Source organism: Nonomuraea rhizosphaerae (assembly GCF_019396405.1).
Taxonomy (GTDB): domain Bacteria; phylum Actinomycetota; class Actinomycetes; order Streptosporangiales; family Streptosporangiaceae; genus Nonomuraea; species Nonomuraea rhizosphaerae.
In genome coordinates, this window is sequence record NZ_JAHKRL010000317.1 from 1 (window position 1) to 14,644 (window position 14,644).

Genomic DNA, 14,644 nt, shown 5'->3' on the forward strand with positions numbered 1-14,644 from the left:
CCTCCTCGCACTCATGGCACGCCGTTCTTGAAGATGTGGAAGCCCACGTCCGCGCCGATCCGATCCACGTCGGCCTGCTCGTGGAAGGTGGACCCGGACATGTCGACGGTCACGTTCACCCCGCCCGTCGCCGCGCCGGCCCCGCTGGCGTTCGTCATCGCGGACGCGCTGCTGGACATGTAGTCGACGCCCTGCATGCCGGCGATCTGGTTCTCGTTGATCACGACGGCCTTGGGCGCGTTCTTCGCCTTCCACTTCGCGAAGTCCTCAGACAGCCGGTCCATCTGCGTCTTGGTAGCCGCAGCCCAGGCCGCGAAGTCCTGGCTGAGCGCGTCCATCTGCGTCTTCGCCGCCGAACGGGCGGATGAGACGGCCTTGTGTGCGACGCCGGCCATCACCTCGTTGAGGGTGGGCCCCATCGACGACGCGCCGTTGATCATGCCCTGGATGGTGTTCGTGCCGATCTCGTGGAAGACCGTCGACGGCGACTTGATGCCGAGCAGGTTCTTGGCTCCGTCGATGGCGCCCTGCACGGTGCCCTTCGCGGCGTTGACCAGTTCGCCCGCCTTGGCCTTGATCCCGTTGATCATGCCGTTGATCAGGTCTTTACCGGCCTGAAGCAGCCACGTCCCGGCTTCGGACGCCCATTTCTTCAGGTTCTCCGGCAGGTTCTTCACCACGGCGATCAGGTTGTCGATGCCCTTCTGGCCTCGGGCTTTGATCTGGTCCCAGTTGAAGCCCATCGCCTCGCCGAGCAGCCGCATCCCGGTGTCGGCCAAGCTGCGGATTCCGCGGGTGCCGCCCTCGACGATGGAGCCGAGCCCGTTCCACAGGCCCTGCCAGTCGCCGGTCAGCACCGACTTGACGGCCTGGAAGATGCCCTTCAGGACCTCGATGAAGCCGCCGATCGCGCTGAGCACGAAGTCGAGGGCGCCGGTGACGATCGTGAGGATCTCGTCGCCCCACTCATCCCAGAACACCTTGATCCCGTCGAGGACTTCGACGACCAGGCCCTTGATGGACTCGAAGTATTCGCCGAATGTGTCTCTGAGCTGCGACAACAGCTCGCCGTTGTCGGAAACCCACGTGGCGACGTCCTCGCGGATGCCGTCGAACACTTCGCCGAACTTGTCGCGGACCTCCTGAATCCCTTCACCAAGGTCCGACATCTCGAACCCTTTGGCGAGGGCGTCACCCAGCTCTTCCAGCTTGGGTAGGACGGTGCTACCGAGGAAAGTCACGACGTTGGTTTCAAGGCCGCGCTTGAAGGCGGTGAGCTTGTTCTCGGCCGTGTCCGCCAGGGTGTCGCTGGCCGTCTTCGCAGCGCCGTCCACCTTGCCGAGGGCGTCAACGGCACTGGACGGGTCCAAGGACAGCAGGGCCTTAGCAAGGTCTTCGCTCTGCGTGCCGAGCAACTGCTGAGCCAGCGCGTAACGCTGCGTCTTGTCGTCCACACCGCGAAGCCGGTCGAGGATCTCGTCGAGGGCCTTCCGCGCGGTTGGCCCGCCCTCTGCGAACGCGGACGCCATCTCCTTGGCGTTCAGCCCCAGCTTCTGCAAGGCGGGCGACGCGGTCAGATCCTGGACACGGATGTTGATCTCTTTGAGTGCGTCCGCCACGATGTCCGAGTCCCGGGCACCCGCCTTCAAGCCCTGCATCATCAGGCCGAGTGCGTCCTTAGCGGTCAAACCAAGGTCACGGAACTGGGTCGGGTATTCGTTCAGTGTGTCGAGCAGATCCTGACTGCTGTCGGCGCCGAGCTGCGTGCCTCGTACCAGCACATCGAACGCTTCCTCAGCGTCCTTGGCCAGGCCGGTGCGCAGGAGCTTCGACACCGTACGGGTAACCCCGCCCACCTCTTCGTCCATGACCGTGGCGACATCCATCGCCCGTTCAGTGACGGCCTTCAGGCTTTCGTCGCTGGCGTCGCGCATCCCGTCCAGGTTCTGCACGACGGACTTGATCGCGTCGCCCACGTCCGCCATGGACTCGCCGTACGCGTCGGCGTACACCTGGCCGGCCACCCGGCCGAGCTGCTCCATCTGCGGGCCGGTGGCGCCCACCTGGGCAATGAGCTTCTGCTTCGCGGACTCGGCGTCCATCGCGGACTCGATGCCGGACATGATGGCGTCGCCGATCGCCGCGCCCGCCATCAGCCACGGAGCCGCCTTCAGCACGCCGATCAGGCTGGAGGCGATGCCGGACATGCGGCCGCCGCCCCCGACGCTGGCCTCCTCGACCCCGTCGCCGAACTCCCGGCCAGCGTCCTCGCCAGACTCGCGGGCGACGCGCTCGACGTCCCTCAAACCGTCTCGGAAGCCGTTCAGGATCTCGTCGGCCGCCCGCTGGCCGTCCGCGCGCGCCCCGTCGTCGAGCCGGTCGAACGCGGAGGTGAGCTGGTTGACGATGCCCTGCCCGCCCCGGCCGGCCTCGGTCTCCATCCGGTCCATGTCGGAGCCGAACTCCGACACCAGGCGGTCGATGTCGGCCAGCCCTTGTGTGGGGTCGAGGCCGTCGGTGATGTCGCGCTGGATCTCGGCGAACGCCCTGTTCACGGTCGATTCGATGGCGGACGTCGACGAGCTGGTGGTCGACTGGAGGCGCTCCATTCCCTGCCCAGCGCTCTGGAGCGTGGAGACGAACCCCTTGTCCTCCAGGTCGATAAACCCGGCCAGCTCGCCAACAGTCATCGCCATGTGGTGTTACCTTCCGATCTTCGCTGCGGACCGGCCCCACTCCTGGAGCACGGCATCCACGTGGGCGGGGTCGCCGATGGCCAGCTCCCACTCAGCGATGGCGCGGGCGGCCAAGTCCGCCAGATGCAGGGCGAACCGGCCCAGGTCCTTGGCCCTGTCGCCGTCCGAGCGGTCCGCGATCAGCTCTTGCAGGCTCTGCAGCGTGATGGCGCCGAGCTGCTTCATCGGCAGGCCGGAGCGGCGGGCGATGATGAGGCCGATGGCGAGGGTGAACGGGTCGCGCGTGAGCTGGTCAACCTCGGGGAGGGCTTCGGCGGGGAGCTGCTCGGCGGCCATCGGTCAGACCCCGCTCACTTCGACCAGGTCGAGCGCGGCCAGCTCGCCGGCCTCGGCAAGCCACGCCTCGGCCGGTGCGCCGCCGACGGCCTGGTTCCACTGCTCGCACAGGTCCCCGGCCCCGGCCGCGAGCTGGTAGACGAGCCAGCACAGCCGCTCGGCGGCGTTCGGCTCGGCCTGGATGTCGGCGACGGTGCGCGCGACCAGCTCGGCGAAGTCTTCGAGGCTCACATGCTCGCCCCGCCACGCGGTGACCAGCGCCACCATGGCGGCCATGCCGTGCGCCGCCTGCTCCTTGTTCTGCCGCTGCTCTGCCGGGTTCACCGCGCGCCCGCCTTCGCGCGGGCGGCTTGGCGGATCTGGGATAGCCGCATGTGCACGGTGGGCGGCGCCAGGTGCGGGAATGACGCCTTCGCTGCGGACAGGTGGAGGTCGACCTCTCCCGCCCATGACGCGTAGTGGCCACCCGCAAACTGGTGCTCGGCGAGCTTGTCCGTCAGGAGGTGGTCGAGTGGAAGGGCGGCCAGCTCGGCGGGCGGCGCGGGCGGGCGAGGCGCGGCCGGCGCGGGCAGCATGCCGGTCTCGCCGTGCTCGCGGGCGATGGCGAGGACCTCGCCGCGGGCGGCCGTGGTGCGGGCGAACAAGTCGTTGCGCTCCCCGGCCAGGTCCCACAACTCAGCGAGGACGTCGCGGGCGCGGCCGAACACGTCCGTGATACGCGCCTCCAGTTCATCGGCGGCGGCCCGGTCGCCGGCCACCGTGGCGGCGTAAACCTCGTACGCCCGATGGCGCGCCTCGGTGGCGGCCTGGACGGCGCGGCGCTCGGCGGCCTCGACGCCGAGTTCGGCGATGCGGGCCAGCTCGCGGGCGTTCGCCAGATCCGCGGGGTTGACGCTCTGGCCGTCGCGGATGTTCTCTTCGAGCGCGTCCACCAGGGCGGCGGCCTCGCTGGCCTGGTCGCGGGCGGCCCGAATGTCCTGGCGGGAGCGGGCGGCGTCGGCGGCGAGTTGCTGGGCAACGGTGGTCACTGGCCGGACTCCTGTTCGGCGCGGGCGCGGTTGGCGAGGTTGAGGGCCCGGTCGGCGACGCGGCGCCGCAGGTCCTCGGGGAGGGCGGCGAACGCGGCAGGGTTCGTCTGGGACAGCTGCACGTACTCGTCGAGGCGGGCGACGCTCGACGGCGTGCCCTCCGCGAGAGGCGGCGGCCCCTGCTTGGCCGCAGCGCGCTCGAATGCCTCCTGGATGCTGGCGGGCCGGTCCATCAGGCGGCCGGAGTCTTCGCGGCGCGGCGCTTGGGCTTCGTCTCCTGCTCGTCCTGCTCCGGGTCGAGCGGCGTGCCGTGATCATCGGTCTCGACGAGCTTGTATGCGCGGCCGGCGGCGATCTGGCGCTGGACGTAGAGGACGGCGGACCGGCCGATCTGCACCACCGGGTAGTCGGTGTGGCATTCGCCGTTCTCGTCGCGGGTGTCGTCGAAGGAGACGCGGGCGACCCCGTGAACGAACACGATGCCGCCGAGCATCTCGCCGGTGTAGTCGTCGCGCGGTGCGGTGATGGTGAAGTACTTCATGCTCACGAGCTGGCTCCCTGCCGGTAGGTCTTGAAGCTGGTTGGGTCGATCAGCCACGCGCGGGCGTGGAGTCGTTGGGCGCGGATGCGGCCAGCGGCGGCCAGGCGGCGAAGCTGACGCGGCGAGTAGCCGGTCTGCTCTGCTACCTGGCCGACGGTGACCATCACCCGTTCCACCGTGGCAGGGGCGTGCTCGGGAGGGCCGACGTCGGCCACCGGGGCGGGCTGGTCGGCGGCCTGGAGGGCGCGGAGGAACTCCGTCATGCCGGGCCGGGGGGTGCCGCCGTTCTCGCGCATCTCGCGGTTGAGGCCGCGCAGGAGGGTGACGAGCACGTCGCGTTCAAGGCCGGCGGGTACGGTGACGCCCCCTGGCTCCGAAGGGGACGGAGAGCGGGCGTCAGCGCTGCCCATGATCGACCACGATGACGGACCGTGTCTGCATGACCGAGTGAATGGCCCTGCATGACCGGACAAAAGCGGACGAATATCGGGGCGTCGGCCATCCCATAAGGTCGGCGCACGTCAGCGCGTCGTCAGACCGTACAGAATCGAGATTCTGTCTGGTATAGCGTCCAGCGTCGTCACAGATCGTCATGGCTACATCCCAGCCCTGATGACGTGACCGCCGACCTTGAGCGTGAACGGCGGCCCGGCCTCACGACGAGCAGCGGCAGCGATGCCCATCAGCTCCCGAGCGCGCGTGAGCGCCGTCACGTCGTCGAGCGCGCCCGGTCGGACCAGCAGCGCTTCCGCCTCGCCCTGCGCTGCGTTGGCGCGCGCATGCAGCGCCAACGCACGGGCGATCCGTGAGGGCATGGGAACGCGCCCGGCGAGGATCCCGGCCTCCATGGCGCGACGCCGACAACGGCGTGAGCCGTTGGTCTCCGGACGCAGCGACGGCCCGGCCGCGGCCACCAGCACCTCCAGCAGCTCCAGATGCGCATCAGGGTCGAGGGCGAGCGCCAGCGACGACAGCATGGAACGGCGCGGCCGGCGCTCCCCGCGCTCCAACCTCGTGATGGTGCTGCGTGACGTGGCCGCACGGAGAGCGAGCCGCCGAGTGCTCAATCCGTAGCGGGCACGCAGGGCGCGCAGGGTCGCGCCGAGCGTGGCCACAAGGCGGTCGCGTTCGGCATCCCCCGGTAGGTGGTCGCCTAACACGCGCACGCGAGACCCGTCCGCCTCCCCGCCCGGCGCTGTCATCGGCGGGCCTGGATCCGAATCCAGGTGGGGCAGTCGTCGTCGTGGTGGAGCGACAGGTGGGCGACGCCGTTCTTGATCGCGATGTCGGTTTCGGAGTCGCAGTCGGGGCAGCCGCCGGGGATGGTCGCACCGTCGAGGCGGGCGAAAAGCTCCGTGACGTTCATGCTTATTCGTCCGTTTCGCAAAGGGGGTGTCGCGTCTGGCCGGGTTCGACGATGGTCATGGGCTCGCGGCAGGCTTCGCAGCGGCCGTTTTGGCTGGTGGGAGGGGAAGTTGCAGACCTTGCAGACCCTTCCGGAACTTTCTGATGTCCCACGTGGGAAGCGGAAAGTTCTGAAGAGGTCTGCAAGGTCTGCAACTTGGGGTCTTCTCCCTGGTCAAGGTCGGTCTCCGACTCCTCCGGGATCGGGTCATCCTCGGTCCGGAATCGGACACCGACATAGACCACCGGTTGCTTGGGGAGCGGGTCCGGTACGGAGAGCGGCGAGGTGTAGTCCCGGTACCTCACGAGGCCGTCGAGGCGCTTCGTGCGGCGCTCGGCGACCCCGTGCCGGGCGGTCTCCGTGTGAGTCTTGAAGCGGGGGTGGAACAGCTCCTTGGACCACATCTTGTGGCCGTTGCCGACGAGCCAGGTGTTGAACGCTTCGAGCATGTCGGTGGTAAGCACGAGCGCGGCCCGGTCGGCGACGAGCTGCTCGTCCCAGAAGCCGAGCACCCGATCGGCTTCGGCGCGCCACGCTCGGGTGTCGGCGGCGACCGTCTTCGTGACGGACATCGAGGTGTCGGGGTCGGCGTACCAGCGCATCGCGCCCTCGACCACCCACGTCACGATGGCGTCCTGCTGGCCGCTCCTGTTGGCCTTGATGCGCGCCTTGAGGCCGGGGTCGCCCTGGCGTTCGTCGGGGCGCCGGCACTCCTCACCGGGCTTGCGGAAGGTGTAGGGGAAGCGCAGCAGGGCGAGCCGCCGCCACGTGCCGTGATCTGTTTCGTTGACGACCGGAAGATAGTTCGTGGTGGCGAACAGGGAGTGGGTGGCCGGGAAGGTCATGTTGGACTTGTAGACGTGCCGGGCTCGAATGACTCCGACGTCCATGATGCGCTTGATCGCGGTGACGTTGAGGGCGCGGCCCTCGGTCATCTCCTCCGACACGAGGAAGCGCTGCCCGCGTAGGCTCGCCATCTCTTCGGAGTGCTCGTTGCCAGGGGAGAGCAGCTTGTGACTGGCGACGTCGGCGTAGTCGCCGAGCGCTGCGACGAGGCTGTCTGTGGTGATGAGCGTCTTGCCGTTTTCACCGCCGCCCTGCATGACGACGAGGATGCCGTCGGGGTTCGCGTGGCCGGTGACGGCCTGGCCGATGCGGACCTGGAACCATTCGCACTCGGCGCAAGGGAGCGCGTCGAGGGCCTTCATCCAGTCGGGGTGCCTGTAGCCGGGCCGGTAGGAGCCGCGCGTCATCTTGGTCATGAGCAGCGCCGGGTCATGGGCGCCGAGCTGGCCGGTGCGCAGGTTGACGACGCCGGCCGGGGTGTTGAGCAGGTCGGGGTCGGCGTCGAGGTCGGCCGGGTCGACGTGGATGCCCTCGACGCCGCGGGCGAGCGTGGTCACGTTGCGCACCTTGGCCGCCGAGAGCATGCCGAGCAGCTCCTTCAGGCGGCCCTGGTTGAGGCGCGGCCCGGCGGCGGCGGTCCTCTGGCCGAACTGTGCGGCCAGGTGGAGCCGTACGACCTCGTGCACGAGGGATTCGTCCACGGCGGCCCACCGCTTACCGTCCCAGCGCAGCCAGCCCAGGCCGGGGCACCACCGGAACTTGCCGACCAGGACGGCGTCGGCCACCTGGTCGACGAGCACGGAGTCGGACACGTCGCCATGGCCTGCCGCGTCCTTCACATCATCGTCGGGGCTGTCAGCGGGGGGAGCGTCAGGCCAGGACGGGTCATCGCGCGTCAGGGAGTCCACGTACGCCTGAAGGGCGTCGGGGTCGGAGAAGTCGGGGTCGTTCACGCGACGTTCTGCTCCTCGTCTGGCGTGTCCCAGGGGACGGGACCGCCGCTGTACTCACTGCCGCCACGGCGTTCGAGCGCGGCCGTGTAGATCGCGCCGCCGGGCTCGATGCGCTTGGCGACGAGCACGCCGTACGGCAGCGACCTCGACTTGCCGAGTTCGCGCACCTGGCGGGCGACCTGTGCCCAGCTCGCGGCCATCTCCTCGCAGGCGCGCCGGTACCCGTCCTGCTCGCCACTGTCGTATCCGGCGCGGTAGCCGTTCTTCCACGCGGCGTTGACCTGGCGGGCCTCGTGAGCTGCTCTGGCGCTGATCTGCTCGATCAGTTCGGCGGCCCGGTCGAGCGTCGCGCCGTTCACGCGGCCACCTTGACCAGGTACGGCTTACCGCCGCCCTGGCAGTGCGACAAGCGGTGAACCTCGGTCGTGTCGAGGCCGGCGGGCGCGCCGTGGGTGTGCCGCTGCTCGCAGAGGGGGCAGCGGTCGACGGCCAGAAGCCAGCGGGGGCGGCGGCTGTCCGGGGGAATGAGGCGGCCGGTTGCTACGATCGGCGTGTTGGTGGCGCTGGTGGTCGCATCGGCGTCCGGGCGGGCCTGGGAGGTGGAGCTCCCGGGCCCGTTTCGCGTTTCAAGCGGCATCGGCGTTCTCCTCCTCGGCCGCGGCCTGGGTGGTGGGTGCGCCCGAGAAGATGAGCTGCAGGCGGGTGATCTGCTCGGGGGTGGGCGGGCCGAGACGGGCGGCAGCGGCCTTGATGTTGGCCTGCATGTCGATCACGCGGACACCCCGGTCTGGCCGTCCACGGTGAACAGGTCGCGGACACGGACGCCGAGACGCCGCGCGACTTGAACCTTGGTGAGGGGAGCCATCTGTCGTTCCCCGCGCTCTACGCGGCTGATCATGGCCGCGCTGATGCCGCTCAGGTCGGCGACTTCCTCCAGGCTGAGGCCGTTCTCAAGTCGCCATGCTCGAAAGGGGGACATGCACCACTTCCTTGACTGCATGCTGCAATGACTACATCGATCATCTCACTGTTTGGTCACTGTAGTCAAAGCAGCAGGCAGTGATACTGTCTGGGATCGTGGCAACAGACGAAGATCAGAAGGTCCCGACGGTCGGTCAGGTTGTCGGCCGGAACCTTGCTCGCCTACGCCAGCAGTGGGGGCAAACCCAGCAGGAGGCCGCGACTGTTCTGCGCGCGGACGGGCTGGCCTGGACGGCGGCGAACGTCGCCTCGATAGAGAGTGGCCGGCGGGAAACGATCGACTTCGGCGCGCTGGTTCTTCTTGCAGGCTCCTACGAGACGCCCTTGTCCGGCCTGTTCCTCGGGGAGGGCGACATGCGGCTGAGCGCTGACGTCACGGTCGAGCTGGTCGACCTCAGGCGATGGCTTGACCAGGAAGCGCGCCTGACCATCACCCTGTCGTCGGGCCCGGCTGTGCAGCGCTGGCTCGACTCGATACCGGCCGAAAGGGTGTCGTTCCAGGCTGACGCAGAGCTGGCCGCACGGCTGGGACTGCGGCCCGAGGACGTCTATCGCGCAGCCGAGAAGCTATGGGGCGGACGGAACCTGCATCAAGAGCGCGACCGGCGTTTGGCCGAGTATGGCGACCTGACGCCGGCGCAGAAGCGTACGAGGCGAGGGCACATCACTCGCCAGCTCGCTAAAGAGCTGGAGCCTCACCTGCCGAAGCCTTCTTCTCAAGCCTGATCGCGTCCGGGTCGAAGTAGCCCCACTCCTTGCCGTACTCCGGCGTCCACCCGCGCGGGCGCCCCTTCCCGGCGGGCAGGACGATCACGCGCATGATCTCCCTCAGGACAGTGCGCTTCCGGTCGAGGTCGAGCCCATCCCACACCGCTTGCGCTGACTCACCCTGCCGGAAGGGCCCCAGGGCGGTCACGCGCGCCGCCGCAGTGTCGGCCTGGTCCAGCTCGGCCCGGCGTTGGGCGGTCTTCTGGTTGGCCTTGATGAGCTGCGCCTTGGTCATCAGTCCTTCGGCGAACATCTCGGCCGCTTCCTCGTCGCGGACGCGGAGCGCCTCACGCTCCAGTACGCGGGCGCGCGCCGCGCCGTCGTCGCTCCTGCCCTCGAACGCTGCGACGGCGCCGGGCTGGGACAGCCACTCGACGGCCACGGCCTCCACGTACTTGTCCAGGTGGACGGCGTACCGTGCCACGTGCTTGCGTCCGTCGGCGCACCGGTAGGCGGGGACCGTGCTCCGTACGCCGCCCATGCTCATGCCTGCCGTGGCGCAGACCATGAAGGCGTCATCTCGGCCGTCGTCCACGCACACGCCGCACTCGTACAACCCCGACCCCAGCCAGCGGCGGCCCGGCCCAGGGGAGGTTCGGCGCTCGGGGTCGTTCAGGAGCGCGACCACGCCCCGCCAGGTCTCTTCCGGCACGATGGCCGGCCATTCGGCCTTCCCGACGATCTCGCCGCGGTGCTCCATCAGGCCGGCGTTGCGCGGTCGGCGAAGCATCGCGGCCACGGACACCGCCAGCCACTTCCCGCCGGTCGATGTGGGGATGGCGCGGGCGTTCAGGTCACGCATGATCGCGTGGAGGCTTGCCCCGGACAGGAGCGCCTCGGAGGCCCGCACCACCTCTGCGGCCTCGGCCGGACGCACGGTGACGCCGTCCGCCTCGTACCCGAACGGGCGACGGCCGCCGAGCCAGCGGCCTTCCTGGGCAGATTCCACTTTCGCCGCCTCGATTCGTTCGATCATGTGGTCTACCTCGTATTGGGCGTCAACGATGTCGTTGCGGAACCGCTTGCGGCCGGTTGGCGTCGACAGGTCGTAGGAGCCGGACCGGGCCGTCTCGACGGGGTGTTTGCCCTGCGCGCACACGGAGAGCAGCGCTTCGCCGGAGCCGATGTCGCGGTCGAGCCGGTCGGCGTGCCATGCCAGGACGCCGAGGGGCTGTGCGCGGCGGTCGCTGCGCAGCTCGTCGAGCATGGCCGTGAAGCGGTCGCGGCGTGCCGGGCCGGCGCCCACCTTGACGAAGGCGGTCCGGTCGGCGTCGACGAACTCGGCGACGATCCGGCCGCCGATCCTGGCCGCGTGGGTGGTGCAGTCGCGCCTCTGGCGGGCGATGCCCGCGCGGCCCTTGGACCTGCGCAGGTACAGCACGTAGTCGCGTTCGCCGTGGGGGGTGGAGGTCGCCATAAATCTAAGTATGCCACAACTTGACTTTCGATCTCGCCATCGCGGTGGCGATCCTGGGCGCCGCCGGAGTGGTCCCCGCCGACCGCGTCGCCGAGCCGTTCTTCCTGGGCGAGCTCGGCCTGGACGGCCGTCTGAGACCCGTACGAGGCGTCCTGCCGTCCGTGCTCGGCGCCGCCGAACACGGAGACGTCACGGTAGTCGTCCCGGCCGCCAACTGCGCCGAGGCTGCGCTGGTGCCCGACGTCAAGGTGGTCCCGTTCGCCGACCTGCGCCAGTTGGTGGAGTGGCTACGCAGGGGAGAAGACCCGCCCGAGCCGTACATCGAGGAAATCCAGGAGCCCCCGCCGCCCACCATTCAACCGGCAGTCGACCTGTCCGACGTGGTCGGCCAGCCGGTGGCGCGCCGAGCGCTGGAGATCTGCGCCGCGGGTGGCCACAACCTCTGGATGGTCGGCCCGCCCGGCACAGGAAAGACCTTGCTGGCCGAACGCCTTCCCACGCTCCTGCCCGACCTGGAGATCGACCACGCGCTGGAGGTAACGGCCATCCACTCGGTCGCCGGCATCCTGCCGCCCAACAGCCCGATGCTGAGCAGACCCCCGTTCGTGAACCCCCACCACACCGCCACCGCGGCCGCCATCATCGGCGGCGGCAGTACGGTCGTACGCCCCGGTGCCGTCTCGCTCGCCCATCGTGGGGTCCTGTTCATGGACGAAGCGCCTGAATTCCCGCGCAACATCCTCGACTGCCTGCGCCAGCCCCTGGAAGCCGGCCGCGTGACGGTTTCCAGGTCCGCCGGCTCCGTCACGTTCCCGGCCCGCTTCATGCTCGTACTCGCCGCCAACCCCTGCCCCTGCGCCCAGCCCCAGGACCAGGGGGAGAGCTGCCAGTGCTCACCCACGACAAGACGCCGCTACCTGGGCAGACTGTCCGGCCCCCTTCTCGATCGCATCGACATGAAGGTCACGGTCGCCCGTACGTCGAGACGCGAGCTCATGGCCGACCGCCAGTTCGTCGAGCCGAGCAAGATCGTGGCCGAACGCGTCCTCGCCGCCCGGGAGCGAGCCGCCAAACGTCTGGACGGCACACCCTGGCGTACGAACGCCGAAATCCCCTCGACCTCTCTCCACGCCGACTATCGCCCCTCGAACGCCGCCATGAAGTGCATGACCCACGCCCTCGACTCCGGCACCCTCAGCGCCCGCGGCCTCGACCGCGTCCTACGAGTCGCCTGGACCCTCGCCGACCTCGCAGGCAAACCCGCACCCGAACACGCGGAAACCTCAACCGCCCTCGCCCTGTGGCTGGGCGTGAACACATGAACGGCCCAAGCCGCACACACCTCGACATGCTCCCAAAGCCACCGCAACCAGACATACGCCAACCTCGCCGTCGAGCACCTCACGCCCGCAGCCCATCAAGAATCCCCTAACCCCACACACCAGAGAACCGCCCCCCGCTGCCCAAACCCCCGCAATCCTCCCCACTCCGACGAGATCCGCTCTCACCTCCGAGACGCTCCCGTCACCCCCTCCCACCCCCACCTTCTAGGAGCGCCGATGACAAGCACCGAACTGGAGGCCCGGGCCGCCCTCATGCGCGCCGCCGACGCTGGAGACGCCACAATGGGCCGCCTCGTAGCGTTCTGCGGCGCCGAGGCAGCCGTCGAAGCCATATGTACGCAGACCCTTCCCCCCGAATTCATCACCCAGGAGGTCCAAGCCGAGGGCACTCCCGACCACCCCTCTCCGGAGCACGTCCGACACACCACAGGCCGACAACACGGGTCCCGCACTCCCACCGGACACCTCCTGCCTGAAGCAGGCACCCAACCCATCCCGTACGACGCAGGAAGCGCATCACTCGAACCGCCGCCCACACCCTCCAACAACCAGCCCCCTCTGCCTCCACCCCTGGGCACGCGCCACCCCACGAACCCCGACCACCCACACGGCACAAACAACTCCCTCCACCAACCAAGCGCGCACCTCACTTGGGGGCAGGGCGCCGACACCACTCGGGAGCCCGGTGCAAAGACCGACCGGCCGTACAGCACAGCAACCAACGCTCAGAACCCGAGCTCAGAGATCATCACGCAGGACCTCGTCCCCTTCGCCCCGCGAGACATCGCCGCCCTCATCTCACATGACACCCCCGCCCTCACCCGGCAGCGCATCTCCGCCCTCACCCGTCGGCGAGTAACGCACCTCACCCAGCGACTGCAAACGTGGCACGCCCGCCTGGCCGCCTCCAACCCCACCGCCGACCTGATCGAAGGCGAGCGAAGCGGCGCCAGACTGATCATCCCCGGCACCCCGGAATGGCCCACCCAACTGGACCAACTCGGCCCCGCCCGCCCCCTCGGCCTGTGGCTCCACGGCTCGGCCGACCTACGTTTCTCCTGCCTGCGATCGGTCGCCATCGTGGGGGCCCGTGCCGCGACCCCGTACGGTGTGCATGTCGCGGCCGAGTTCGCCGTGGGTCTCAGCGACTCAGGCTGGACGGTGGTCTCAGGTGGCGCTTTCGGCATCGACGGCGCGGCACATCGCGGAGCCCTGGCGGCGGACTCACCCACAGTCGTCGTACTGGCCTGCGGCGTTGACATCAGCTACCCGGCCGGCCACCACGAACTGTTCGCCGCGGCCCGCGACCAAGGCGTGGTGGTGAGCGAATGCCCTCCCGGCGTCCACCCCACCCGAGCCCGCTTCCTCATCCGGAACCGCCTCATAGCCGCCCTGTCCCGCGGCACCGTCGTAGTGGAGGCCGCACTCCGCAGCGGCGCACTCAACACCGCCGGCCACGCCTTGTCCCTCCAACGCCACCTGGCCGCCGTCCCCGGCCCCATCACCTCCGCCACCTCGGCCGGCTGCCACCGCCTGCTCCGCGAACGCAAGGCCGTCTGTGTCACCTCACCCGACGAAATGATCGAACTCGTCGGCGTGATAGGCGACGACCTGGCTCCGCAGACGCGCGGCCCAGCCGTCCCCCGAGACGCACTCAACGAGACCACCAGAAGCGTCCTGGACGCCGTCCCCAGCCGCGGCGGCGCAGGCCCGGCATCGATCGCGGTAACGGCAGGAGTCTCTCTGGACGCCGCCCTGAGCGCCCTGGGCGGCCTGGCCGCCGCTGGTTATGTCGAACGAGTGGAGAAGGGCTGGCGAACCCGCAGAACCGCCCCAACCGCGTACCAGAAGGCCCACGACACAGCCCCATCTCGCCCCTCCCCATCGGATGCGACCGACCCCGACGACCTCCCACCCCCCTTCGACGACTCCGCCCACTTCACGGACATCCCGCCTCCCTGCCCCGACGAGTCCTCCCAGGCCATGTAACTCAGCCACGCAAGTACCGAGGGCAGCGCTCCGCCACCACCCATAGGCAGGAAACCGTTCCCTCGGCCAACCGCACTGTCACACCCCCTCCAGGGAACTGCCGCCTGACTGCACCCCGCTGGAAAGCCGATCCCTGAAAAACCCCAATTCCCGCCAGCCCTTACACAGCCGTCCTGCGCTGACGCTCCTCGGAGCCGAGGCTCCTGCCCGAAACGGTGGAGGGCAGCCAGAACCGGAGGACAGCCCTCATCACATCTACACGAACGCTCCCTCGCCACCGATCGACCTCCAACGGCGGACATTCGAAGCTGAGGCCACAGCGTCGGCTGAGAGCCCCATCC

The 14,644-nt window shown here is 69.2% G+C and carries 18 protein-coding genes; 3 read left to right on the plus strand and 15 right to left on the minus strand.

Annotation, left to right across the window (positions count from 1 at the left end; all coding sequences use genetic code 11):
• Positions 1-11 precede the first annotated feature (11 nt).
• The 14 genes from KME77_RS15910 to KME77_RS15975 form a co-directional block, all read right to left on the minus strand.
• Entirely contained in the window at positions 12-2,696 is a 2,685-nt protein-coding gene (locus tag KME77_RS15910; RefSeq protein ID WP_219467730.1) for a phage tail tape measure protein, read from the minus strand.
• A gap of 6 nt (positions 2,697-2,702) precedes the next feature.
• Positions 2,703-3,032: a hypothetical protein gene (locus tag KME77_RS15915; RefSeq protein WP_219467732.1), complete on the minus strand. Its 330-nt coding sequence runs from the start codon at positions 3,030-3,032 to the stop codon at positions 2,703-2,705.
• A 3-nt stretch (positions 3,033-3,035) separates the two neighbouring features.
• Entirely contained in the window at positions 3,036-3,356 is a 321-nt protein-coding gene (locus KME77_RS15920; RefSeq protein WP_219467733.1) for a hypothetical protein, read from the minus strand.
• Positions 3,353-4,060, minus strand: a complete 708-nt coding sequence (locus KME77_RS15925; RefSeq protein ID WP_219467736.1) for a hypothetical protein — start codon at positions 4,058-4,060, stop codon at positions 3,353-3,355. The genes KME77_RS15920 and KME77_RS15925 overlap by 4 nt, the downstream gene beginning before the upstream one ends.
• On the minus strand, positions 4,057-4,293 hold the full coding sequence (locus KME77_RS15930) for a hypothetical protein (RefSeq protein WP_219467739.1): 237 nt from the start codon (positions 4,291-4,293) through the stop codon (positions 4,057-4,059). The genes KME77_RS15925 and KME77_RS15930 overlap by 4 nt, the downstream gene beginning before the upstream one ends.
• The gene (locus KME77_RS15935; protein ID WP_219467743.1) at positions 4,293-4,607 is read right to left on the minus strand and encodes a hypothetical protein; all 315 of its coding nucleotides are present in this window, start codon (positions 4,605-4,607) and stop codon (positions 4,293-4,295) included. Before KME77_RS15935 ends, KME77_RS15930 begins: the two co-directional genes overlap by 1 nt.
• Positions 4,604-5,011, minus strand: coding sequence for a helix-turn-helix domain-containing protein (locus KME77_RS15940; protein WP_219467746.1), 408 nt, complete (start codon positions 5,009-5,011; stop codon positions 4,604-4,606). The genes KME77_RS15935 and KME77_RS15940 overlap by 4 nt, the downstream gene beginning before the upstream one ends.
• 186 nt (positions 5,012-5,197) lie before the next feature.
• On the minus strand, positions 5,198-5,803 hold the full coding sequence (locus tag KME77_RS15945) for a helix-turn-helix domain-containing protein (protein ID WP_246609831.1): 606 nt from the start codon (positions 5,801-5,803) through the stop codon (positions 5,198-5,200).
• Positions 5,800-5,967 (minus strand): hypothetical protein, encoded by a 168-nt coding sequence (locus tag KME77_RS15950; RefSeq protein WP_219467752.1) that lies wholly within the window; start codon positions 5,965-5,967, stop codon positions 5,800-5,802. Before KME77_RS15950 ends, KME77_RS15945 begins: the two co-directional genes overlap by 4 nt.
• A 2-nt stretch (positions 5,968-5,969) precedes the next feature.
• Positions 5,970-7,805 carry a DNA primase family protein gene (locus KME77_RS15955; RefSeq protein ID WP_219467755.1) on the minus strand — a complete coding sequence of 612 codons (1,836 nt, stop codon included), beginning with the start codon at positions 7,803-7,805 and terminating at the stop codon, positions 5,970-5,972.
• Entirely contained in the window at positions 7,802-8,164 is a 363-nt protein-coding gene (locus KME77_RS15960) for a FliH/SctL family protein (protein WP_219467757.1), read from the minus strand. The genes KME77_RS15955 and KME77_RS15960 overlap by 4 nt, the downstream gene beginning before the upstream one ends.
• Entirely contained in the window at positions 8,161-8,442 is a 282-nt protein-coding gene (locus KME77_RS15965) for a hypothetical protein (protein ID WP_219467760.1), read from the minus strand. The genes KME77_RS15960 and KME77_RS15965 overlap by 4 nt, the downstream gene beginning before the upstream one ends.
• Positions 8,432-8,578 carry a hypothetical protein gene (locus KME77_RS15970; protein WP_219467763.1) on the minus strand — a complete coding sequence of 49 codons (147 nt, stop codon included), beginning with the start codon at positions 8,576-8,578 and terminating at the stop codon, positions 8,432-8,434. Before KME77_RS15970 ends, KME77_RS15965 begins: the two co-directional genes overlap by 11 nt.
• On the minus strand, positions 8,575-8,784 hold the full coding sequence (locus tag KME77_RS15975) for a helix-turn-helix domain-containing protein (protein WP_219467766.1): 210 nt from the start codon (positions 8,782-8,784) through the stop codon (positions 8,575-8,577). The genes KME77_RS15970 and KME77_RS15975 overlap by 4 nt, the downstream gene beginning before the upstream one ends.
• Positions 8,785-8,882: 98 nt before the next feature.
• On the opposite strand from KME77_RS15975, the gene KME77_RS15980 reads away from it, so the two are divergent.
• On the plus strand, positions 8,883-9,512 hold the full coding sequence (locus tag KME77_RS15980) for a hypothetical protein (protein WP_219467768.1): 630 nt from the start codon (positions 8,883-8,885) through the stop codon (positions 9,510-9,512).
• Here KME77_RS15980 and KME77_RS15985 read toward each other — a convergent pair.
• Positions 9,466-10,971: a recombinase family protein gene (locus KME77_RS15985; protein ID WP_219467771.1), complete on the minus strand. Its 1,506-nt coding sequence runs from the start codon at positions 10,969-10,971 to the stop codon at positions 9,466-9,468. The genes KME77_RS15980 and KME77_RS15985 overlap by 47 nt on opposite strands.
• Before the next feature lie 20 nt (positions 10,972-10,991).
• On the opposite strand from KME77_RS15985, the gene KME77_RS15990 reads away from it, so the two are divergent.
• On the plus strand, positions 10,992-12,293 hold the full coding sequence (locus KME77_RS15990; RefSeq protein ID WP_246609832.1) for a YifB family Mg chelatase-like AAA ATPase: 1,302 nt from the start codon (positions 10,992-10,994) through the stop codon (positions 12,291-12,293).
• A 237-nt stretch (positions 12,294-12,530) separates the two neighbouring features.
• On the plus strand, positions 12,531-14,303 hold the full coding sequence (gene dprA, locus KME77_RS30320) for a DNA-processing protein DprA (RefSeq protein ID WP_308250717.1): 1,773 nt from the start codon (positions 12,531-12,533) through the stop codon (positions 14,301-14,303).
• The last annotated feature ends 341 nt before the right edge of the window (positions 14,304-14,644 follow it).

Bases quoted from the DNA above. Each gene is read 5' to 3' on its own strand.
- KME77_RS15910 (WP_219467730.1), bottom strand. From the start codon at position 2,696: ATGGCGATGACTGTTGGCGAGCTGGCCGGGTTTATCGACCTGGAGGAC.
- KME77_RS15915 (WP_219467732.1), bottom strand. From the start codon at position 3,032: ATGGCCGCCGAGCAGCTCCCCGCCGAAGCCCTCCCCGAGGTTGACCAG.
- KME77_RS15930 (WP_219467739.1), bottom strand. From the start codon at position 4,293: ATGGACCGGCCCGCCAGCATCCAGGAGGCATTCGAGCGCGCTGCGGCC.
- KME77_RS15940 (WP_219467746.1), bottom strand. From the start codon at position 5,011: ATGGGCAGCGCTGACGCCCGCTCTCCGTCCCCTTCGGAGCCAGGGGGC.
- KME77_RS15945 (WP_246609831.1), bottom strand. From the start codon at position 5,803: ATGACAGCGCCGGGCGGGGAGGCGGACGGGTCTCGCGTGCGCGTGTTA.
- KME77_RS15950 (WP_219467752.1), bottom strand. From the start codon at position 5,967: ATGAACGTCACGGAGCTTTTCGCCCGCCTCGACGGTGCGACCATCCCC.
- KME77_RS15965 (WP_219467760.1), bottom strand. From the start codon at position 8,442: ATGCCGCTTGAAACGCGAAACGGGCCCGGGAGCTCCACCTCCCAGGCC.
- KME77_RS15975 (WP_219467766.1), bottom strand. From the start codon at position 8,784: ATGTCCCCCTTTCGAGCATGGCGACTTGAGAACGGCCTCAGCCTGGAG.
- KME77_RS15985 (WP_219467771.1), bottom strand. From the start codon at position 10,971: ATGGCGACCTCCACCCCCCACGGCGAACGCGACTACGTGCTGTACCTG.
- dprA (WP_308250717.1), top strand. From the start codon at position 12,531: ATGACAAGCACCGAACTGGAGGCCCGGGCCGCCCTCATGCGCGCCGCC.